The following is an 18,677-nucleotide window of genomic DNA, read 5'->3' on the forward strand; positions in this document are numbered from 1 at the left end:
GTTGTCGAGTGTTGTGCCGGATTGATTGAAATGGCGCGTCCAGGTGCTGGGCGCGTTTAAGACTGCTTGGAGGTCGAATTGGACAAGAACATGAAAATCCTCATCGTTGATGACTTCTCAACGATGCGGCGGATCATAAAAAACCTGTTGCGTGACCTTGGGTTCACCAACACGGCCGAAGCAGATGACGGGACCACTGCGCTTCCGATGTTGCACAGTGGCAACTTCGATTTTCTGGTCACCGACTGGAACATGCCGGGCATGACCGGTATCGACCTGTTGCGCCAGGTGCGTGCCGACGAAAAACTCAAGCATCTTCCGGTGCTGATGGTCACTGCCGAAGCCAAGCGCGAGCAGATCATCGAAGCGGCCCAGGCCGGTGTAAACGGCTATGTGGTCAAACCCTTCACGGCCCAGGCGTTGAAAGAGAAGATCGAAAAAATCTTCGAACGCATCGGTTAACGGCGCCACGGGGGAGCTATGGATAACGAATCTTCAATGGGTGATTTCGAATCGACCCTGAAAAAACATGCCCGCGAACTGGTCGACAGCCTTGAAAAAGGTCGCTTTAGCGATGCGGTTCAAATGATCCATGAGCTCAACCAGACCCGTGACCGCGGTCTGTATCAGGAGGTGGGCAAGCTCACGCGTGAATTGCACAGCGCGATTGTCAATTTCCAGATCGACCCGAATATGCCGCAGGCCGAGGAAGTCTCGCAGATCACCGACGCCACCGAGCGTCTGGGTTATGTGGTCAAGCTGACCGAGGCTGCGGCCAACCGCACCATGGACCTGGTGGAAAGCGCAACGCCCCTGGTCAACGGCCTGAGCGACGAAGCCCAGGCCTTGAGCACCGACTGGGGTCGGTTCATGCGGCGCGAAGTCGGCGCCGAAGAGTTTCGGGAGCTGGCCCGTCGGGTCGACGGTTTCCTGACGCGCAGCAGCACCGAGAACCGCGCGGTGGCCAGTAACCTCAACGATATTCTGCTGGCTCAGGACTATCAGGACCTGACCGGCCAAGTGATCAAGCGTGTGACCCAACTGGTCACCGAAGTGGAGAGCAACCTGCTCAAACTGGTGTTGATGGCCAGCCAGGTCGACCGCTTTGCAGGCATCGAACACGACCGTGAAGCGATGCTTGCTGAAAAAGATCCACAAAAACATCTCTCTCAGGGTGAAGGTCCGCAGATTCATGCCGATAAAAGAGAAGACGTTATGTCCGGTCAGGACGATGTGGACGATTTGCTGTCCAGCCTTGGATTCTGAGTTTTAGCCCTGTTTTAGGAGCAGCCATTAATGAGCTTCGGCGCCGATGAAGAGATCCTTCAGGATTTCCTGGTTGAGGCCGGCGAGATTCTAGAGCAACTGTCCGAACAGCTGGTCGAGCTGGAAAGCCGACCAGATGATGCGGATCTGCTCAATGCAATTTTTCGCGGTTTCCACACTGTAAAAGGAGGCGCCGGCTTCCTCCAGCTCAACGAGCTGGTGGAGTGCTGTCACATTGCCGAAAACGTGTTCGACATCCTGCGCAAGGGTGAGCGTCGCGTTGATTCGGAACTGATGGACGTGGTGCTTGAAGCGCTGGATGCGGTCAATAGCATGTTTAGCGAAGTGCGTGAGCGCTCGCCGATCACCGCTGCCACCCCCGAGCTGCTCGCTGCGCTGGCGCGTCTGGCCGAGCCACAGTCGGCTGACGAAGTGGCTCCGGTTGCCGAGGCTGCGGTTGAAGAACCGGTCGCCGAGGAATCGGGGGACATCACCGATAACGAATTCGAACAACTGCTGGACTCCCTGAATACCGTCAAGGCTCAGGCCGAGGCGCCGGTCGCTCAGGTTGCACCTGCTGCGCCAGCCGCCGGTGGGGCTGCCAGCGATGAAATCACCGATGCCGAGTTCGAGTCACTGCTCGACCAGCTCCATGGCAAGGGCCAGTTCGCAGCTGATGCCGTGGTCCCGGCGGCGGCCCCCGCCGCGCCGAAAGCCGCGGGCGACAGCTCGGACATCACCGACGACGAATTCGAAGCCTTGCTCGATCAGTTGCATGGCAAGGGTACCTTTGCCGTTGAGGCACTGGATTCGGCCATCGCTTCGGCGCCGACACCGGCCAAGCCTGCCGCTGCTGCCGCGGGTAGCGACCTGATCAGCGACAACGAATTCGAATCACTGCTCGATGAGCTTCATGGCAAGGGCAAGTTCAGCGAAGTGGGTACTGCTTCTGCTGCGCCTGCTGCCACTGCGGCTGCACCGGTGGCCAAGGCTGCGCCCAAACCCGTTGCCAAGGCACCGGAACCGAAGGCCGAGCCAGCCAAGCCTGCCGCTGCCGCCCCGGCGCCAGCCCGTGCTCCGGCGGCGCCGCCGCCCGAGAAACCGGCCAGCGAAGCCGAGACCACCGTTCGGGTCGATACCGCACGCTTGGACGAGATCATGAACATGGTCGGCGAACTGGTGCTGGTGCGTAACCGTCTGGTGCGCCTGGGCCTCAACAGCCAGGACGAAGCCATGTCCAAGGCCGTGTCGAACCTCGACGTGGTCACGGCGGACCTGCAGACCGCGGTCATGAAGACCCGGATGCAGCCGATCAAGAAAGTTTTCGGACGCTTCCCGCGCCTGGTTCGCGACCTGGCTCGCCAGCTCAAGAAAGAAATCAATCTGGAACTGGTGGGTGAAGAAACCGACCTCGACAAGAACCTTGTCGAGGCCCTGGCCGACCCGCTGGTCCACTTGGTGCGCAACGCGGTCGATCATGGCATCGAGTCGCCGGAAGAACGCGAAGCCTCGGGCAAGGTCCGCAGCGGCAAGGTGATCCTGGCCGCCGAGCAGGAAGGCGACCACATCCTGCTGTCGATCTCCGACGACGGCAAAGGCATGGATCCGAACGTGCTGCGTTCCATCGCGGTGAAACGCGGTGTGATGGACAAGGATGCCGCTGACCGCCTGAGCGACACCGAGTGCTACAACCTGATCTTCGCCCCGGGTTTCTCGACCAAGACCGAGATTTCCGACGTGTCGGGCCGTGGCGTGGGCATGGACGTGGTGAAAACCAAGATTTCCCAGCTCAACGGTTCGATCAATATCTACTCGACCAAGGGCCAAGGCTCGAAGATCGTCATCAAGGTCCCGCTGACCCTGGCGATCATGCCGACCCTGATGGTGATGCTGGGCAACCAGGCCTTCGCCTTCCCGCTGGTCAACGTCAACGAAATCTTCCACCTCGACCTGTCGCGCACCAACGTGGTGGACGGCCAGGAAGTGGTGATCGTACGGGACAAGGCACTGCCACTGTTCTACCTCAAGCGCTGGTTGGTCAGCTCCGCCGCTCATGTGGAGCAGGGCGAGGGCCATGTGGTGATCCTTTCGGTGGGCACCCAGCGGATCGGCTTCGTCGTCGACCAGTTGGTGGGCCAGGAAGAAGTGGTCATCAAGCCGTTGGGCAAGATGCTCCAGGGCACCCCGGGCATGTCCGGCGCCACCATCACCGGCGACGGCCGCATCGCGTTGATTCTCGATGTGCCAAGCATGCTCAAGCGTTACGCCGCCCGGCGTATTTGATTCTGGAGGGGCGTGGCCAAGGGCCGCGCCTCGTCTAACGGAGTGTTTATGGTAGTTAAAGTCCTGGTGGTGGACGATTCGGGGTTTTTCCGCCGCCGCGTCTCGGAAATTCTTTCGGCGGACACGAGTATTCAGGTCGTCGGTACCGCGACCAATGGCAAAGAGGCGATTGATCAGGCCCTGGCGCTCAAGCCGGACGTGATCACCATGGACTACGAGATGCCGATGATGGACGGCATCACGGCCGTGCGGCATATCATGCAGCGCTGCCCGACGCCGGTATTGATGTTCTCGTCCCTGACCCATGAAGGCGCCCGGGTGACCCTCGATGCGCTGGACGCCGGGGCGGTGGATTTCCTGCCGAAAAATTTCGAAGACATTTCGCGTAACCCAGACAAGGTTCGGCAGTTGCTGTGCGAAAAGGTCCACAGCATCTCCCGCAGCAATCGCCGTGTCGGTGCCTACAGCGCACCGGCGCCAGCCCCTGTTGCGGCGCCAAGCCCGGCTCCATCGCCGACGCCGACTGCATCGAGCAGCTTCAATCCGGCACCGGTACGCAGTGCTCCGGCACCAGCACCTGCGCCGGCTCGCCCGGCGCCCGCCAGTACGTCATCGCCGGCGCCCAAACGCAAAGCCTACAAGCTGGTCGCTATCGGTACGTCCACGGGTGGCCCGGTGGCACTGCAGCGGGTCCTGACCCAGTTGCCGGCCAACTTCCCGGCCCCCATCGTGCTGATCCAGCACATGCCGGCGGCATTCACCAAGGCTTTCGCGGAGCGTTTGGACAAGCTGTGCAACATCAGCGTCAAGGAAGCCGAGGATGGCGACATCCTGCGTCCAGGCCTGGCGTTGTTGGCTCCGGGTGGCAAGCAGATGATGATCGATGGCCGTGGCGCGGTGAAAATCCTGCCGGGCGACGAGCGTCTGAACTACAAGCCTTGCGTGGACATTACCTTCGGTTCCGCGGCCAAGTCCTACGGTGACAAAGTTCTGGCGGTGGTGCTCACCGGCATGGGCGCCGACGGTCGCGAAGGCGCGCGCCTGCTCAAGCAGGGCGGCAGCGCAATCTGGGCCCAGGACGAAGCCAGCTGCGTGATCTACGGCATGCCAATGGCCATCGTAAAGGCCGATCTTGCCGACGCGGTGTATGGATTGGACGACATCGGTAGACACCTGGTCGAGGCCTGCCTGTAATGGATGTGCTCAGCCTGATCGGCATCATCATGGCGTTCGTTGCCATCATTGGCGGCAATTACCTGGAAGGCGGTCATCTGGGCGCGCTGGCCAACGGCCCGGCGGCGTTGATCGTGCTCGGTGGCACCATTGGTGCGGCGCTGTTGCAGTCGCCCATGAGCGCTTTCAAACGCGCCATGCAAGTGCTGATCTGGATTCTGTTCCCGCCCCGTGTCGACCTGGCCGGTGGTATCGATCGGGTGGTGAACTGGAGCCTGACCGCTCGCAAGGAAGGCTTGCTGGGCCTGGAAGGTGTGGCCGATGCCGAGCCCGACAGCTACTCACGCAAAGGCCTGCAATTGCTGGTGGACGGCGCCGAGCCGGAAGCCATCCGCAGCATCCTGGAAGTGGATTTCTACACCCAGGAAAGCCGCGATATCGAGGCGGCCAAGGTATTCGAAAGCATGGGCGGCTACGCGCCGACCATCGGCATCATCGGTGCGGTGATGGGCTTGATCCATGTGATGGGCAACCTGGCCGATCCATCGCAACTGGGCAGCGGCATCGCCGTGGCGTTCGTTGCCACGATCTATGGTGTGGCGAGTGCCAACCTGGTGCTGCTGCCGATCGCGGCCAAGCTCAAGGCCATCGCGTTGCGCCAGTCGCGCTATCGCGAAATGCTGCTGGAAGGGATCCTGTCGATCGCCGAAGGTGAAAACCCGCGCTCCATTGAGTTGAAGCTCCAGGGCTTCATGGACTGATGGGAGGCAAGGAACATGGCTCGTCGCAGGCACACAGAAGAACACGTCAACCATGAACGCTGGCTCGTTTCCTACGCCGACTTCATCACGCTGCTGTTCGCCTTTTTCGTGGTCATGTATTCGATCTCGTCGGTCAACGAAGGCAAGTACAAAGTCATTTCCGAGGCATTGATCGGTGTCTTTACCGACTCCGACCGTGCCCTCAAGCCTATCCCCATCGGCGAGGAGCGGCCCAAGACCACGACCCCGGCCAAGCCATTGGTCAAGGACAGCGAGCAGGTCGATGCCGGTATTGCCGGCGGTCGTGATCCATTGAAAAGCATCGCCGACGATATCAGCGCGGCGTTCGGCGACCTGATCAGTTCCAACCAGATGACCGTGCGCGGCAACGAGTTGTGGGTCGAGATCGAGCTCAACTCCAGCCTGTTGTTCGGCAGCGGCGACGCCATGCCCAGCGACATGGCGTTCAACATCATCGATAAGGTCGCGACGATCCTCAAACCCTTCGACAACCCGATCCATGTCGAAGGTTTCACGGACGATCAGCCGATCCGTACCGCGCAATACCCGACCAACTGGGAACTGTCCTCCGCCCGTTCGGCGAGCATCGTGCGCATGCTGGCGATGCAGGGTGTGAACCCCGGTCGCCTGGCCTCGGTGGGCTACGGCGAGTTCCAGCCAGTCGCCAACAACGCCACTGCCGAGGGGCGTGCGCGCAATCGGCGGGTGGTGCTGGTGGTGTCGCGCAACCTCGATGTGCGTCGCAGCCTGACCGGTACCGGTACGGCCAATGCAACTCCGGATGCGGCATTGAAGCGGGCTGGCACACAAACTGCACCGGCTCCGGTCAAGTCGCCGGGAAGACAGAGTGCCGTCAATTCTCCGTCACCCGCTTTATAACCGAGCTATTTCTCGGTCGAGCCTGTTTCGGCCGGGAGGAACGATCCGAATGAGAGTCTGGGCAGTCGCCAATCAAAAAGGTGGTGTGGGCAAGACCACATCTTCCATCGCTTTAGCCGGGTTGCTGGCCGAGGCGGGCAAGCGCGTGGTCATCGTCGATCTGGATCCCCATGGCTCGATGACCAGCTATTTCGGCTACGATCCCGATAGCCTGGAGCACAGCAACTACGACCTGTTCCTGCACAAGGGCGTTGTGCCCGAGGGCCTGCCGGGGCAGTTGCTGTTGTCCACCAGCGACGAGCGGATTTCCCTGCTGCCATCGAGCACCGCTCTCGCCACCCTGGAGCGACAGTCGCCCGGGCAGGGCGGGCTGGGCTTGGTGATCGCCAAGAGTCTGGCGCAGCTGTGGCAGGATTTCGATTACGCGATCATCGACAGCCCGCCGTTGCTGGGTTTGCTGATGGTCAATGCCTTGGCTGCCAGCCAGCAGTTGGTGATCCCGGTGCAGACCGAGCACTTGGCGGTCAAGGGCCTGGAGCGCATGGTCAATACACTGGCGATGGTCAACCGCTCGCGCAAGCAGACGCTGGCCTTCAACATCGTGCCGACCTTGTTCGATCGTCGCACCCAGGCGTCCCTGGGCACCCTGCGGGTGTTGCGGGACATGTACCCCGAGGACATCTGGCAAGGCTATATCCCCGTCGATACCCGCTTGCGGGACGCCAGCCGCGCAGGAGTGACCCCCTCGCAATTCGATGGCAAGAGCCGTGGCGTGCTGGCCTACCGGGCGCTGCTCAAGCACCTGTTGGCCCAGCAGCTTGTTCCACAGCAGGTGGCTTAAGGTGACGAGGCTTTCCACTGGCATTGCGTTCGCTTGTGAACGCTCAAGTCCTACCGCATTCATGCCGATAACCTCTTCAAGTGGCGCACTGTTCCTATGAGCCGCCCGATAAAGACAACCTCGCGTCCGCAAATGGCCCTGCAATCCTATCTGGATGGGCTGCTGCAGGAAGCGACCGAAGAATTGCCACCACTGCCAAGCGTGATCGAGGCGTTGCCCGAGAATGTCGAAGCCAAGGGTGTGCTGGATGAGTTTCAGGCGGCCGTGCTCGAAGAGCAGGCCCGTGATGCACAGAAATCAGTAATGGCTGCGGCGGTCGAGGCACCGTTCATCAAGCCTCAGGTGGCGGTCATGGACGCGCCTGCGCCGATCCTGGCGTCGGTCTCGACCGTTGCCCCGCTGCTGCAAGGCCTGGTGACGCCGGTGGTGGAAATTCACCTGCCGCCGAGCAGCCCGCCACCACCGGTGCCGGGCGACGATCGTCCGGCCTGGGCTGCCGAGCCGTTCGAGTGTTTGTTGTTCGATGTGGCCGGGTTGACCCTGGCGGTGCCGCTGGTATGCCTGGGATCGATTTATTCCCTGGCCGGGCAGGAATTGACGCCGTTGTTTGGCCAGCCGGAATGGTTTCTCGGAATCCTGCCGAGCCAGGCCGGCAACCTGAAGGTACTGGATACGGCGCGCTGGGTCATGCCGGACCGTTATCGCGATGACTTTCGCCAAGGCTTGCAGTACGTGATTTCAGTGCAGGGTTACGAGTGGGGTTTGGCGGTGCATCAGGTCAGCCGTTCGCTGCGCCTGGACCCGAACGAGATCAAGTGGCGTAGCCATCGAGGGCAACGGCCATGGCTGGCCGGTACGGTGATCGAGCATATGTGCGCCTTGCTGGACGTTTCCGAGCTGGCGGAGCTGATCGCCAGCGGCGGGGCAAAACACCTGGGCGGCAGCAAGAAGCCGGTCCAGAAACCGAAATAAGACAACCGGCGGCGCACAGCGTCGCCGGACAGAATACACGCCGCCACAGGCGGTTTTTCGAGGGGTCAGGGTATGAATGATAAGGCGTCGTCTCAAAAGGGTTCTGAAGATCCGATTCTGCAATGGGTAACCTTCAAGCTCGATAACGAAACCTACGGCATCAACGTGATGCGCGTTCAGGAAGTGCTGCGCTATACCGAGATCGCCCCGGTACCGGGTGCTCCGAGCTATGTGCTGGGCATCATCAACCTGCGTGGCAACGTGGTTACGGTGATCGATACCCGTCAGCGCTTCGGCCTGATGAATGCCGAGATCAGCGACAACACCCGGATCGTCATCATCGAAGCCGACAAGCAAGTGGTTGGCATCATGGTCGACAGCGTCGCCGAAGTGGTTTACCTGCGTCAGTCGGAAATCGAGACTGCGCCGAACGTGGGTAACGAAGAATCCGCCAAGTTCATTCAGGGCGTGTGCAACAAGAACAACGAGTTGCTGATTCTGGTTGAACTGGACAAGATGATGAGCGAAGAAGAGTGGTCGGAACTGGAGAGTATCTGATTTGATTCTTGAGGTAGCAGTCATTGTCCTGTTCCTTTTCTGGGCAGGCACGCTGGCGATGTTCTTGGCGTACATACGTGGCCAGCGGCAGATCGCCGCTCAGCAGGCCCAGGGCGATGCGCTGCGCGACCAGCGCATCAGGGACCTGGCCAAGCGCGTCGACGATTACCAGAACGGCACTGTGCGCATGGGCGAAGCGCTCCATGAGCTGCGTGCCGTGGTCGCGCCGTTGCCGGATAAACTCGCCCAGTTGGAACAGCGCGACCCCTCCAGCCTGTCCTTCGCCCAGGCCGCCCGCCTGGTGGGTATGGGCGCCAGTGTCGACGAACTGACCCAAGCCTGCGGCCTGACCCAGGCCGAGGCGGAGTTGATGAGCAAGCTGCACAAGGGCGGCTGATCGCCTTCACCCCAATCCAATGTGGGAGCGAGCTTGCTCGCGATAGCGGTGTGACAATCAACAGAGATGTTGAATGTGAATCCGTCATCGCGAGCAAGCTCGCTCCCACAGGTTTTTCTGGTGCTCACACACAGATCCTTCCAACCCAAGCGCAATCCCTGTGGCGAGGGAGCTTGCTCCCGCTGGGCAGCGCAGCGGCCCCCGGCTTTTTTGCGGCTACTGCGCCCCCTCGCCCCAGGTGTAGCGTCGTTGCTATCAGTGGTCGTCGCCGCGTTCGGTGACATCCTTCTCGATACTCGGCACATTTGTGGGAGCGAGCTTGCTCGCGATAGCGGTGTGACAGTCAACAGAGATGTTGAATGTGAATCCGCCATCGCGAGCAAGCTCGCTCCCACAGGTTTTTCTGGTGCTCACAGACTGGTCGTTCCAGCCCGGACACCGCTGCGTTGATCAGTAATCGTCGCCGCGGTCGGTCACATCCTTCTCGATACTCGGCGCATTCGGGTCGTAGCCCTGGGGAAACTTGCCCTTGAGGTTCCAGGCGAACGCAATGATCTCGGCAATCGTGCGGTACAGCTCTTCGGGGATGCTGTCCCCCAACTCCATCCGCGCCAACAGCTTCACCAGCTCGGCATTTTCATAGATCGGTACTTCGCTTTCGCGGGCGATACGCAGGATTTCCTCGGCCAGGGCTTCGTCGCCCTTGGCGGTGAGGGTCGGGGCGTGGTGGCCGTCGTACTTGAGGGCAATGGCCTGGCGGGGTGCGGTATGGGTTGTCATGCGGTTTCGTCCACCCAGCGTTGTTCCAGGCGAGTCTTGGGGCCTTGGGGCGGGGTGCCGAGGTGGCAGTCCAGGTCGCCGACGTTCAGGCCACAAGTCACCAGGCGCTCACGCAAGGCTGTCAGGTTGCTTTCGATCAGGCTCGCTGTATACGGCCGTTCGGCCCACAACTGGCTGGACAGGCTGCCGCTGAGCAACTGGGCCTGAACCTGCAGTGGGCCGAGCGGTTCCATGTCGAACGCCAATTCCACCCGCCAGAGCTGCTGTTTTGGCTCGCGTTCTTCCCTGCGCTCGTTTGGTTGCTCCCGGGGCGGGGTTTCCTCGCGCTGGAACTTGACCTGCAACGGCACGATGTCCTGCAGGTTGCGCATCGGGATTTCCAATTGCCAGGTGCTCATCAGTCGACCGTCGTCGGTCAGGCCGGTCTGCTCCAGGCTCGACAATTGATGGCTTTGCAGGCGTGACACGGCGGCAGCGGCCAGGCGCAGCAGGTGTTCGAGGTCGCCGTCTTCGTCCTGGCCTTGCATCTGGCGCGAGGGCAGGGGGAAGCTGGTGGGTTGCGGCTTGGCGCTGACCTGGCCGAGCATCCCCAGGGCGCTGCGTACGAAGCTAGGCAGGACTTGGGCCAACGTATTGGCGGCAATGATGGCGCTGAGGTTGGTGGAGGCGGGCAGGGCCGGTGTCAGTTGGGCGATCAGTTTCAGCAGGTCGCCTTTCATGTCCGGCGCCAGGCTCGGTGGTTGCCCGGCGAGCAATTTGCTTTCCAGGAATACGCCGCTGGCGACCATGGCTTGGGCCAAACCCTTGGGTGTGCTCAGTTGCTGGACGTCCGGCAGGCCAGCCAGCAAGCGAGTTACAGCGGCGCGCAGCTCGGCGCCGGTGTCGTCGGTGGCCGGAAGGTTTTGCAGGACGGTGATCAGGCTGTCCAGCGAGCCCTGCTGGCTCATTTGCGTGACCAACTGCTGACTCACCGCCAATTGCTCCTGGCGGTTGCTCAGCGGAACGAACTTCAGCGTCTGGGTATCTTGCACCTGGGCACTCAACAGCGTGCCGATACGCAGCGGTCGCGGGCTGTCGATGTCCAGGGTGCTGCCCGCCTGGGCGGTGTTGAGCAAGCTTACCAACGATCGATACACCGCCGGTTGCCCTGGTAACTGCGGCAACGCCTGGCTGGTCAGCACTTTGCCTTGCAGCAGGGTGCCGACCGGCAACTGCGCGGTGTCGATTCGGGTGAGGGTGGCGACGCTGGAGGACACGGCCTGTTGCACGGCAATCGCCAGATTGCTGGCGGACGGCTGGGTCACGGCCAGGCTGGTGCCCTGGGGCAACGGCTGGGTGCTGGTGGCCTGGACAGTGGTCTGGCGGCCGCTCTCCAGGGTGACCTTGAGCAGCAGCTGGAAAGTCTGGTCGGCCTGCTTGAGCGACAGCACTTCGGCCTGGGCAGTCTGGCCCGAGCTGATCAGGCCTTCGGTCGGCACCAGCAGTTTGAGCAGCTCGCCATTGACCGCTGGCATACGCGTGGTTGCCGTGGCCTGGGGCAGCGGCAGGATGTTCATGTCGCCTGTCATCTGCGGTCTTACCTTGGGAAAATAAGCCCTCTTTAGCGTAGGGCATCACATGTATAATGCCGCCCGTCTTTCAGGGAGTGGCGAAAACCTTGCAATTGTTTGACGCAGCTCTGTGGAACAGGCCGTCAATGCATCTATGCTGCATCTCTTTAACGGCCGCTGCACCGCCGACTTGAACCGTATAAGGCCCGCGATCCCTTGACCAGTCCTCTCCTGCAAACCGTCGGCCTCGCCTGTGAGCGAGACTTGCGACTGCTTTTCGAAAATCTCGAATTGAGACTCTCGCGTGGCGATATGGTGCAAATCAGTGGTCCCAACGGCAGCGGCAAGACCAGCCTGCTGCGCCTGCTGGCCGGTTTGATGCAACCGACCGCAGGCCAGGTGTTGCTCAACGGCCAGCCCTTGCACAGCCAGCGTAGCGAACTGGCCCGCAACCTGCTCTGGATCGGCCATGCCGCCGGTATCAAGGATTTGCTGACCCCCGAAGAGAACCTCAGTTGGCTCTGCGCATTGCATACGCCGGTTGGCCGCGAAGCGATCTGGCAGGCGTTGGCGGCGGTAGGGCTGCGCGGCTTCGAAGACGTGCCGAGCCATACCCTGTCTGCCGGCCAGCAACGCCGTGTGGCCCTGGCCCGGCTGTACCTGGACAGCCCGCCGCTGTGGATTCTCGACGAACCATTCACCGCCCTGGACAAGCAGGGTGTCGCGCAACTCGAGGAACACCTGGCCCAGCACTGTGAAAACGGTGGCATGGTGCTCTTGACCACCCACCACACGCTGGCGCGGATGCCGGCCGGTTATCGCAACATTGATCTGGGGAACTGGGCCGTATGAGTGTGTTTGGCCTGTTGCTTGCCCGCGAGGCGCGCCTGCTGTTCCGGCGTCCGGCCGAATTGGCCAATCCGCTGGTTTTCTTCGCGATCGTGATTGCGTTGTTCCCGTTGGCGGTCGGGCCAGAGACTCAATTGTTGCAAACCTTGTCTCCGGGACTGGTCTGGGTCGCGGCGCTTTTATCGGTCCTGCTCTCGCTGGACGGGCTTTTCCGCAGTGATTTCGAAGACGGTTCACTGGAACAGTGGGTCCTTTCGTCGCACCCCCTGGCCCTTCTGGTTTTGGCCAAGGTACTGGCACACTGGGTTTTTTCCGGGCTGGCACTGGTATTGCTCTCGCCGCTGCTGGCAATGATGCTGGGGCTGCCCGGCGCGTGCATGCCGGTGCTGCTGGTGTCGCTGCTGCTGGGTACGCCGGTGCTGAGCCTGCTCGGCGCGGTGGGCGCGGCATTGACGGTGGGTTTGAAGCGCGGCGGCCTGTTGCTGGCGCTGCTGATCCTGCCGTTGTATATCCCGGTCCTGATCCTGGGCAGTGGTGCCTTGCAAGCGGCGTTGCAAGGCATGCCCGCGACCGGTTATCTGCTGTGGCTTGGGAGCCTGACCGCCCTGGCGATAACCCTGACACCCTTTGCAATAGCCGCTGGCCTGAAGATCAGCGTCGGCGAATAATAACGAGGCCTGGTCAAAAATTGACCACTTCTTTGGAAGTAAAGGCTGCCCCGGCGGTTCGTGACGGCGAGCCGCAACCGTGATGGAAACAGCAATGAACTGGACCTGGTTTCACAAGCTCGGCTCACCCAAGTGGTTCTACGGCATCAGCGGCAAACTGCTCCCATGGTTGAGCATCGCTGCATTGTTGTTGATTGGTTCTGGCGTGGTCTGGGGCCTGGCCTTCTCACCGCCGGACTACCAGCAGGGCAACAGCTTCCGCATCATCTACATTCACGTGCCCACGGCGATGCTGGCCCAGTCCGTCTATGTGATGCTGGCGGTGTGCGGTGTGGTCGGGCTGGTGTGGAAGATGAAGCTGGCCGACGTTGCCCTGCAATGCGCCGCGCCCATCGGTGCCTGGATGACCGCCGTGGCGCTGGTCACCGGGGCCATCTGGGGCAAGCCGACCTGGGGTTCGTGGTGGGTCTGGGATGCGCGACTGACGTCGATGCTGATCCTGCTGTTCCTGTACTTCGGTCTTATTGCGCTGGGCAACGCCATCAGCAATCGTGACAGCGCCGCCAAGGCCTGCGCGGTACTGGCGATTGTCGGCGTGATCAACATCCCGATCATCAAGTATTCGGTGGAGTGGTGGAACACCCTGCACCAGGGCGCGACCTTCACCCTTACCGAAAAACCGGCAATGCCCGTCGAAATGTGGCTGCCGCTGTTGCTGACCGTGCTGGGTTTCTACTGTTTCTTCGGCGCGGTGCTATTGCTGCGCATGCGCCTGGAAGTGCTCAAGCGCGAGTCCCGGGCCAGTTGGGTGAAGGCCGAAGTACAGAACAGCCTGGAGGCCGCTCGATGAGTTTCGCTTCATTCGGCGATTTCCTCGCCATGGGCCATCATGGCCTGTATGTCTGGTCAGCCTATGGCATCTGCCTCGCGGTTCTGGCCCTCAACGTGGCGGTGCCGATCCTGGCCCGCAAGCGGTATCTGCAACAAGAGGCGCGTCGTCTGCGCCGGGAGAACGGTCAGTGAATCCGCTGCGCAAAAAACGTCTTGTCATCATTCTTGCGATCCTGGTGGGTGTCGGCGCCGCGGTCGCCCTGGCCCTGAGCGCCCTGCAGCAGAACATCAACCTGTTCTACACCCCGACCCAGATCGCCAACGGCGAAGCGCCCAAGGATACCCGCATCCGCGCTGGCGGCATGGTGGAAAAAGGCTCGCTGGAGCGCTCCGGGGATTCCCTGGACGTGAAATTCAATGTCACCGACTTCAACAAGACCGTGACCATCACCTATCGCGGCATCCTCCCGGACCTGTTCCGCGAAGGGCAGGGCATCGTCGCCCTGGGCAAGCTCAACGCCGACGGAGTGGTGGTGGCCGATGAAGTGCTGGCCAAGCACGACGAAAAATACATGCCGCCGGAAGTGACCAAGGCGCTGAAAGACAGCGGTCAGTCGGCGCCTGCTCCCGTGAAGGAGGGCTGATCGATGACTGCTGGCATCTTTATTCCCGAGTTGGGCCACCTGGCGATGATCCTGGCCCTGTGTTTCTCACTGGTACAGGCCGTGGTGCCCTTGCTCGGTGCCTGGCGCGGCGACCGCTTGTGGATGAGCCTGGCCCAACCGGCGGCGTGGGGGCAGTTTGCCTTCATGTTGTTTGCCTTCGGTTGCCTGACCTATGCGTTCATGGCCGACGATTTTTCCGTGGAGTACGTCGCCAGCAACTCCAACAGCGCCTTGCCCTGGTACTACAAGTTCAGCGCGGTATGGGGCGCCCACGAGGGGTCGCTGTTGCTCTGGGCGTTGATCCTTGCCGGCTGGACCTTCGCCGTCTCGGTGTTTTCCCGGCAGTTGCCCCAGGTGATGCTGGCCCGGGTGCTGGCGGTGATGGGCATGATCAGCACCGGTTTCCTGCTGTTTTTGATCGTCACCTCCAACCCGTTCGAGCGCATCCTGCCGCAGATGCCGACGGATGGCCGCGACCTCAACCCATTGCTGCAAGACATCGGCCTGATCGTTCACCCGCCGATGCTCTACATGGGCTACGTCGGCTTCTCCGTGGCCTTCGCCTTCGCCATCGCCGCGTTGCTCGGTGGGCGCCTCGATGCCGCGTGGGCACGTTGGTCGCGTCCGTGGACCATCGTCGCCTGGGCCTTCCTCGGCATTGGCATCACCCTTGGCTCGTGGTGGGCCTACTACGAGCTCGGCTGGGGCGGCTGGTGGTTCTGGGACCCGGTGGAAAACGCCTCGTTCATGCCCTGGTTGGTGGGCACGGCGCTGATCCATTCCCTGGCGGTCACGGAAAAACGCGGTGTGTTCAAGAGCTGGACCGTGCTGCTGGCCATCGCGGCGTTCTCGCTGAGCCTGCTGGGGACGTTCCTGGTGCGCTCGGGCGTGTTGACGTCGGTGCACGCCTTCGCCTCGGACCCTGAGCGCGGGGTGTTCATCCTGATGTTCCTGCTGTTCGTGGTCGGCGGCTCGCTGACGCTGTTCGCCCTGCGTGCGCCGGTGGTCAAGAGCCAGGTCGGCTTCAACCTCTGGTCACGGGAAACCCTGTTGCTGGGCAATAACCTGGTGTTGGTGGTGGCTGCGTCGATGATCCTGCTGGGGACGTTGTACCCGCTGGTGCTCGATGCGTTGTCCGGCGCCAAGCTGTCGGTGGGGCCGCCGTACTTCAATGCACTGTTCATCCCGCTGATGGCGATCCTGATGGTGGTGATGGCCATCGGCATGCTGGTGCGCTGGAAAGACACCCCGGTCAAGTGGCTGCTGGGCATGTTGACCCCGGTGCTGCTGGGCACGGTCGCTCTGGCCGTGGTGGCCGGCGTGGCGTATGGCGACTTCAACTGGGCGGTGCTGGCGACGTTCGTGCTGGCGGCCTGGGTATTGCTGGCGGGTGTACGGGACATCTTCGACAAGACCCGGCACAAAGGCCTGATCAAGGGCCTGCCGACCCTGACCCGCAGTTACTGGGGCATGCAGGTCGCCCACCTGGGCATCGCCGTCTGCGCCCTGGGCGTGGTGCTGTCCAGTCAGAACAGCGCCGAGCGCGACCTGCGCCTGGCGCCGGGTGAGTCCATGGACCTGGCCGGCTATCAGTTCGTTTTCGAGGGCGCCAAACATTTCGAGGGCCCGAACTTCACATCCGACAAAGGCACTGTGCGGGTCATTCGCAACGGCCAGGAAATCACCGTGCTGCACCCGGAAAAACGTCTCTACACCGTGCAGAACTCGGTCATGACCGAAGCCGGCATCGATGCCGGTTTCACCCGCGATCTCTACGTGGCGCTGGGCGAGTCCCTGGGTGACGGCGCGTGGGCGGTACGGGTCCACGTCAAGCCGTTCGTACGCTGGATCTGGTTCGGTGGCTTGCTCACCGGCCTGGGTGGGGTGTTGGCGGCGCTGGATCGGCGTTATCGAGTCAAGGTGAAAACCCGGGTGCGTGAAGCCCTGGGCGTGACGGGAGCCACTGCATGAAACGTTGGTTGATGTTGGTGCCGCTGGCGCTGTTCCTGTTGATGGCGGTGTTTTTGTACCGGGGGTTGTACCTGAATCCGACCGAGTTGCCCTCGGCGATGATCGGCAAGCCGTTCCCGGATTTCTCCCTGCCATCGGTGCAGGGCGATAAGACCTTGACCCGCGCCGACCTGCTGGGCAAGCCGGCGCTGGTCAACGTGTGGGGCACCTGGTGCATCTCCTGCCGGGTCGAGCACCCGGTGTTGAACAAGCTGGCCCAGAACGGCGTGGTGATCTACGGCGTCAATTACAAGGACGTCAATGCCGACGCTCTGAAATGGCTCGCCGAGTTCCACAATCCGTATCAACTGGACATTCGCGATGAAGACGGCTCCCTGGGCCTGAACCTGGGTGTCTACGGCGCGCCGGAAACGTTCTTCATCGACGCCAAGGGTGTCATCCGCGACAAGTTCGTCGGCGTGATCGACGAGCAGGTCTGGCGCGAGAAACTGGCCGCCAAGTATCAGGCACTGGTGGACGAGGCCAAGCCATGAAGCGCTGGTTAGCCGCCGCCGTCCTCGGCCTGAGCCTTGCCGGCGTGGCCCACGCCGCCATTGATACCTACGAATTCGCCAACGACGGCGAGCGCGAGCGGTTTCGCGAACTGACCAAGGAGCTGCGCTGCCCCAAGTGCCAGAACCAGGACATCGCCGACTCCAACGCGCCAATTGCCGCCGACCTGCGCAAGGAAATCTTCCGCATGCTCGGCGAGGGCAAGGACAACCAGCAGATCATCGATTTCATGGTCGATCGCTACGGTGAGTTCGTGCGCTACAACCCCGCCCTGTCCTCCAAGACGGCGCTGCTCTGGTTCGGCCCCGCCGGGCTGTTGTTCGGTGGTTTCGTGGTCATTGCAATGATCGTGCGCCGCCGCCGGGTCCAGCGCACCGCCGCCCCGGACACGCTTTCTGTCGAAGAGCGCCAGCGCCTCGACCAACTGTTGGATAAAACCAAGCATGATTGATTTCTGGCTCGCCGCAGGTCTGCTTCTTCTGGTTGCCCTGAGTTTTCTGTTGATCCCTGTACTGCGTGGTCGCCGCGCCCAGTTGGAGGAGGACCGTACCGCGCTCAACGTGGCGTTGTATCAGGAACGCGTCGCCGAATTGCAGATCGAGCGGGAGGAGGGCGTGCTCAACGCCGCGCAACTGGACACCGGTCGCGCCGAGGCCGCCCGTGAATTGCTCGCTGACACCGAGGGTGCCGATGCGCCGCGCGAATCCCGGCTGGGCAAGCCGTTGCCGTTGCTCGCCGCTGTGCTGGTGCCGGTGTTGGGCCTGGCGCTGTACCTGCATTTCGGTGCCAGCGACAAGGTCGAGCTGACCCGTGAATTCGCCCAGGCGCCGCAGTCGATGGAAGAGATGACCCTGCGACTGGAACGTGCGGTGGCGGCGCAACCGGATAACGCCGAGGGCCTGTATTTCCTCGGGCGTACCTACATGGCGCAGGATCGGCCCGCAGACGCGGCGAAGGTCTTCGAACGCACCGTGGCGGTGGCCGGTCGACAACCCGAATTGCTGGGCCAATGGGCCCAGGCGCAGTATTTTGCCGATGGCAAGAAATGGTCGGATAAGCTCCAGGCGCTGACCGACGAAGCGCTGAAGCTCGATCCGAAGGAAGTCACCAGCCTCGGCCTGTTGGGCATCGCCGCTTTTGAGGGCGAGCGCTATCAGGACGCAATCGATTACTGGGGGCGCCTGTTGGTGGAACTGCCGGAGGGCGACAAGTCCCGTGAAGCGCTGCAGGGCGGCATTACCCGTGCCACCGAGAAGCTGCAAGCCAGCGGCGGCAAGGTTGCCCAGGCGCCGGTGGCCAAGGCTGCGGCACTGCTCAAGGTGCGCGTCGACCTGGCGCCGGCACTCAAGGCCAAGGTGCAGCCGGGCGACAGTGTGTTCATCTTCGCCCGCGCCGTTTCCGGCCCGCCCGCGCCGCTGGCCGCCAAGCGCCTGACGGTCGCCGATTTGCCGGTCACGGTAGAGCTGGGTGACGCGGACGCAATGATGCCGCAGTTGAAACTGTCGAACTTCCCCGAAGTCCAACTGGTGGCGCGCATCTCCCGGGCCGGCCAGCCGACCGCGGGTGAGTGGATCGGCCGCAGCCAGCCCCTGGCGAGCAGCACCACGGCGCCGCAACAACTGACCATCGACAGCCCGGACAAATAACAGGAATTCGCACC

General features: G+C 62.1%; 21 protein-coding genes. 19 read left to right on the forward strand and 2 right to left on the reverse strand.

Going from position 1 to position 18,677, the window contains the following annotated elements; translation table 11 throughout:
• Positions 1-90 precede the first annotated feature (90 nt).
• The 10 genes from LOY50_RS07905 (at position 91) to LOY50_RS07950 (ending at position 9,151) form a co-directional block, all read left to right on the forward strand.
• On the forward strand, positions 91-462 hold the full coding sequence (locus LOY50_RS07905) for a chemotaxis response regulator CheY (protein WP_003199125.1): 372 nt from the start codon (positions 91-93) through the stop codon (positions 460-462).
• Between the two features lie 18 nt (positions 463-480).
• On the forward strand, positions 481-1,266 hold the full coding sequence (locus tag LOY50_RS07910) for a protein phosphatase CheZ (protein ID WP_214510745.1): 786 nt from the start codon (positions 481-483) through the stop codon (positions 1,264-1,266).
• 30 nt (positions 1,267-1,296) lie between these two features.
• Positions 1,297-3,549 carry a chemotaxis protein CheA gene (locus tag LOY50_RS07915; RefSeq protein WP_258690587.1) on the forward strand — a complete coding sequence of 751 codons (2,253 nt, stop codon included), beginning with the start codon at positions 1,297-1,299 and terminating at the stop codon, positions 3,547-3,549.
• A gap of 48 nt (positions 3,550-3,597) precedes the next feature.
• Positions 3,598-4,743 (forward strand): chemotaxis response regulator protein-glutamate methylesterase, encoded by a 1,146-nt coding sequence (locus tag LOY50_RS07920; protein WP_253472443.1) that lies wholly within the window; start codon positions 3,598-3,600, stop codon positions 4,741-4,743.
• Positions 4,743-5,483, forward strand: coding sequence for a flagellar motor protein (locus LOY50_RS07925; RefSeq protein WP_072408495.1), 741 nt, complete (start codon positions 4,743-4,745; stop codon positions 5,481-5,483). The genes LOY50_RS07920 and LOY50_RS07925 overlap by 1 nt, the downstream gene beginning before the upstream one ends.
• Before the next feature lie 15 nt (positions 5,484-5,498).
• Positions 5,499-6,383, forward strand: coding sequence for a flagellar motor protein MotD (gene motD / locus LOY50_RS07930; protein WP_214510748.1), 885 nt, complete (start codon positions 5,499-5,501; stop codon positions 6,381-6,383).
• A 49-nt stretch (positions 6,384-6,432) separates the two neighbouring features.
• A complete protein-coding gene (locus tag LOY50_RS07935) occupies positions 6,433-7,224 on the forward strand; it encodes a ParA family protein (RefSeq protein ID WP_214510749.1) in 792 nt (263 codons plus the stop codon).
• Between the two features lie 96 nt (positions 7,225-7,320).
• Complete coding sequence (locus LOY50_RS07940; RefSeq protein WP_253472445.1) at positions 7,321-8,196, forward strand: CheW domain-containing protein; 876 nt, start codon at positions 7,321-7,323, stop codon at positions 8,194-8,196.
• A gap of 72 nt (positions 8,197-8,268) precedes the next feature.
• Positions 8,269-8,754, forward strand: a complete 486-nt coding sequence (locus LOY50_RS07945; RefSeq protein ID WP_003199144.1) for a chemotaxis protein CheW — start codon at positions 8,269-8,271, stop codon at positions 8,752-8,754.
• A 1-nt stretch (position 8,755) separates the two neighbouring features.
• Complete coding sequence (locus LOY50_RS07950) at positions 8,756-9,151, forward strand: DUF2802 domain-containing protein (RefSeq protein WP_024618185.1); 396 nt, start codon at positions 8,756-8,758, stop codon at positions 9,149-9,151.
• 450 nt (positions 9,152-9,601) lie between these two features.
• Here LOY50_RS07950 and LOY50_RS07955 read toward each other — a convergent pair whose 3' ends face one another.
• The gene (locus LOY50_RS07955; protein ID WP_253472447.1) at positions 9,602-9,931 is read right to left on the reverse strand and encodes an EscU/YscU/HrcU family type III secretion system export apparatus switch protein; all 330 of its coding nucleotides are present in this window, start codon (positions 9,929-9,931) and stop codon (positions 9,602-9,604) included.
• Positions 9,928-11,499: a flagellar hook-length control protein FliK gene (locus LOY50_RS07960; protein ID WP_253472450.1), complete on the reverse strand. Its 1,572-nt coding sequence runs from the start codon at positions 11,497-11,499 to the stop codon at positions 9,928-9,930. Before LOY50_RS07960 ends, LOY50_RS07955 begins: the two co-directional genes overlap by 4 nt.
• Positions 11,500-11,697: 198 nt before the next feature.
• On the opposite strand from LOY50_RS07960, the gene ccmA reads away from it, so the two are divergent.
• The 9 genes from ccmA to ccmI all read left to right on the forward strand — a co-directional run bounded on the left by ccmA (position 11,698) and on the right by ccmI (position 18,663).
• Positions 11,698-12,333: a cytochrome c biogenesis heme-transporting ATPase CcmA gene (ccmA, locus tag LOY50_RS07965; protein ID WP_258690588.1), complete on the forward strand. Its 636-nt coding sequence runs from the start codon at positions 11,698-11,700 to the stop codon at positions 12,331-12,333.
• The gene (gene ccmB / locus LOY50_RS07970) at positions 12,330-12,998 is read left to right on the forward strand and encodes a heme exporter protein CcmB (RefSeq protein ID WP_003199151.1); all 669 of its coding nucleotides are present in this window, start codon (positions 12,330-12,332) and stop codon (positions 12,996-12,998) included. The genes ccmA and ccmB overlap by 4 nt, the downstream gene beginning before the upstream one ends.
• A 94-nt stretch (positions 12,999-13,092) precedes the next feature.
• Positions 13,093-13,848, forward strand: a complete 756-nt coding sequence (locus LOY50_RS07975; RefSeq protein ID WP_258690589.1) for a heme ABC transporter permease — start codon at positions 13,093-13,095, stop codon at positions 13,846-13,848.
• Positions 13,845-14,021 carry a heme exporter protein CcmD gene (gene ccmD / locus LOY50_RS07980; RefSeq protein ID WP_042729135.1) on the forward strand — a complete coding sequence of 59 codons (177 nt, stop codon included), beginning with the start codon at positions 13,845-13,847 and terminating at the stop codon, positions 14,019-14,021. Before LOY50_RS07975 ends, ccmD begins: the two co-directional genes overlap by 4 nt.
• On the forward strand, positions 14,018-14,473 hold the full coding sequence (gene ccmE, locus LOY50_RS07985; protein ID WP_003199160.1) for a cytochrome c maturation protein CcmE: 456 nt from the start codon (positions 14,018-14,020) through the stop codon (positions 14,471-14,473). Before ccmD ends, ccmE begins: the two co-directional genes overlap by 4 nt.
• Before the next feature lie 3 nt (positions 14,474-14,476).
• On the forward strand, positions 14,477-16,465 hold the full coding sequence (locus LOY50_RS07990) for a heme lyase CcmF/NrfE family subunit (RefSeq protein ID WP_258690590.1): 1,989 nt from the start codon (positions 14,477-14,479) through the stop codon (positions 16,463-16,465).
• Positions 16,462-16,998 (forward strand): DsbE family thiol:disulfide interchange protein, encoded by a 537-nt coding sequence (locus LOY50_RS07995; RefSeq protein WP_214510756.1) that lies wholly within the window; start codon positions 16,462-16,464, stop codon positions 16,996-16,998. Before LOY50_RS07990 ends, LOY50_RS07995 begins: the two co-directional genes overlap by 4 nt.
• Complete coding sequence (locus LOY50_RS08000; protein ID WP_253472459.1) at positions 16,995-17,468, forward strand: cytochrome c-type biogenesis protein; 474 nt, start codon at positions 16,995-16,997, stop codon at positions 17,466-17,468. The genes LOY50_RS07995 and LOY50_RS08000 overlap by 4 nt, the downstream gene beginning before the upstream one ends.
• A complete protein-coding gene (gene ccmI / locus LOY50_RS08005; protein ID WP_253472462.1) occupies positions 17,461-18,663 on the forward strand; it encodes a c-type cytochrome biogenesis protein CcmI in 1,203 nt (400 codons plus the stop codon). Before LOY50_RS08000 ends, ccmI begins: the two co-directional genes overlap by 8 nt.
• Positions 18,664-18,677 lie beyond the last annotated feature (14 nt).

Source organism: Pseudomonas sp. B21-010 (genome assembly GCF_024749325.1).
Taxonomy (GTDB): domain Bacteria; phylum Pseudomonadota; class Gammaproteobacteria; order Pseudomonadales; family Pseudomonadaceae; genus Aquipseudomonas; species Aquipseudomonas kilonensis.

Excerpts from the sequence above, each read along its gene's own strand:
- LOY50_RS07905 (WP_003199125.1), top strand. The coding sequence starts at position 91 with ATGAAAATCCTCATCGTTGATGACTTCTCAACGATGCGGCGGATCATA.
- LOY50_RS07910 (WP_214510745.1), top strand. The coding sequence starts at position 481 with ATGGATAACGAATCTTCAATGGGTGATTTCGAATCGACCCTGAAAAAA.
- LOY50_RS07915 (WP_258690587.1), top strand. The coding sequence starts at position 1,297 with ATGAGCTTCGGCGCCGATGAAGAGATCCTTCAGGATTTCCTGGTTGAG.
- LOY50_RS07920 (WP_253472443.1), top strand. The coding sequence starts at position 3,598 with ATGGTAGTTAAAGTCCTGGTGGTGGACGATTCGGGGTTTTTCCGCCGC.
- LOY50_RS07925 (WP_072408495.1), top strand. The coding sequence starts at position 4,743 with ATGGATGTGCTCAGCCTGATCGGCATCATCATGGCGTTCGTTGCCATC.
- motD (WP_214510748.1), top strand. The coding sequence starts at position 5,499 with ATGGCTCGTCGCAGGCACACAGAAGAACACGTCAACCATGAACGCTGG.
- LOY50_RS07935 (WP_214510749.1), top strand. The coding sequence starts at position 6,433 with ATGAGAGTCTGGGCAGTCGCCAATCAAAAAGGTGGTGTGGGCAAGACC.
- LOY50_RS07940 (WP_253472445.1), top strand. The coding sequence starts at position 7,321 with ATGAGCCGCCCGATAAAGACAACCTCGCGTCCGCAAATGGCCCTGCAA.
- LOY50_RS07945 (WP_003199144.1), top strand. The coding sequence starts at position 8,269 with ATGAATGATAAGGCGTCGTCTCAAAAGGGTTCTGAAGATCCGATTCTG.
- LOY50_RS07955 (WP_253472447.1), bottom strand. The coding sequence starts at position 9,931 with ATGACAACCCATACCGCACCCCGCCAGGCCATTGCCCTCAAGTACGAC.
- LOY50_RS07960 (WP_253472450.1), bottom strand. The coding sequence starts at position 11,499 with ATGACAGGCGACATGAACATCCTGCCGCTGCCCCAGGCCACGGCAACC.
- ccmB (WP_003199151.1), top strand. The coding sequence starts at position 12,330 with ATGAGTGTGTTTGGCCTGTTGCTTGCCCGCGAGGCGCGCCTGCTGTTC.
- LOY50_RS07975 (WP_258690589.1), top strand. The coding sequence starts at position 13,093 with ATGAACTGGACCTGGTTTCACAAGCTCGGCTCACCCAAGTGGTTCTAC.
- ccmD (WP_042729135.1), top strand. The coding sequence starts at position 13,845 with ATGAGTTTCGCTTCATTCGGCGATTTCCTCGCCATGGGCCATCATGGC.
- LOY50_RS07990 (WP_258690590.1), top strand. The coding sequence starts at position 14,477 with ATGACTGCTGGCATCTTTATTCCCGAGTTGGGCCACCTGGCGATGATC.
- LOY50_RS07995 (WP_214510756.1), top strand. The coding sequence starts at position 16,462 with ATGAAACGTTGGTTGATGTTGGTGCCGCTGGCGCTGTTCCTGTTGATG.
- LOY50_RS08000 (WP_253472459.1), top strand. The coding sequence starts at position 16,995 with ATGAAGCGCTGGTTAGCCGCCGCCGTCCTCGGCCTGAGCCTTGCCGGC.
- ccmI (WP_253472462.1), top strand. The coding sequence starts at position 17,461 with ATGATTGATTTCTGGCTCGCCGCAGGTCTGCTTCTTCTGGTTGCCCTG.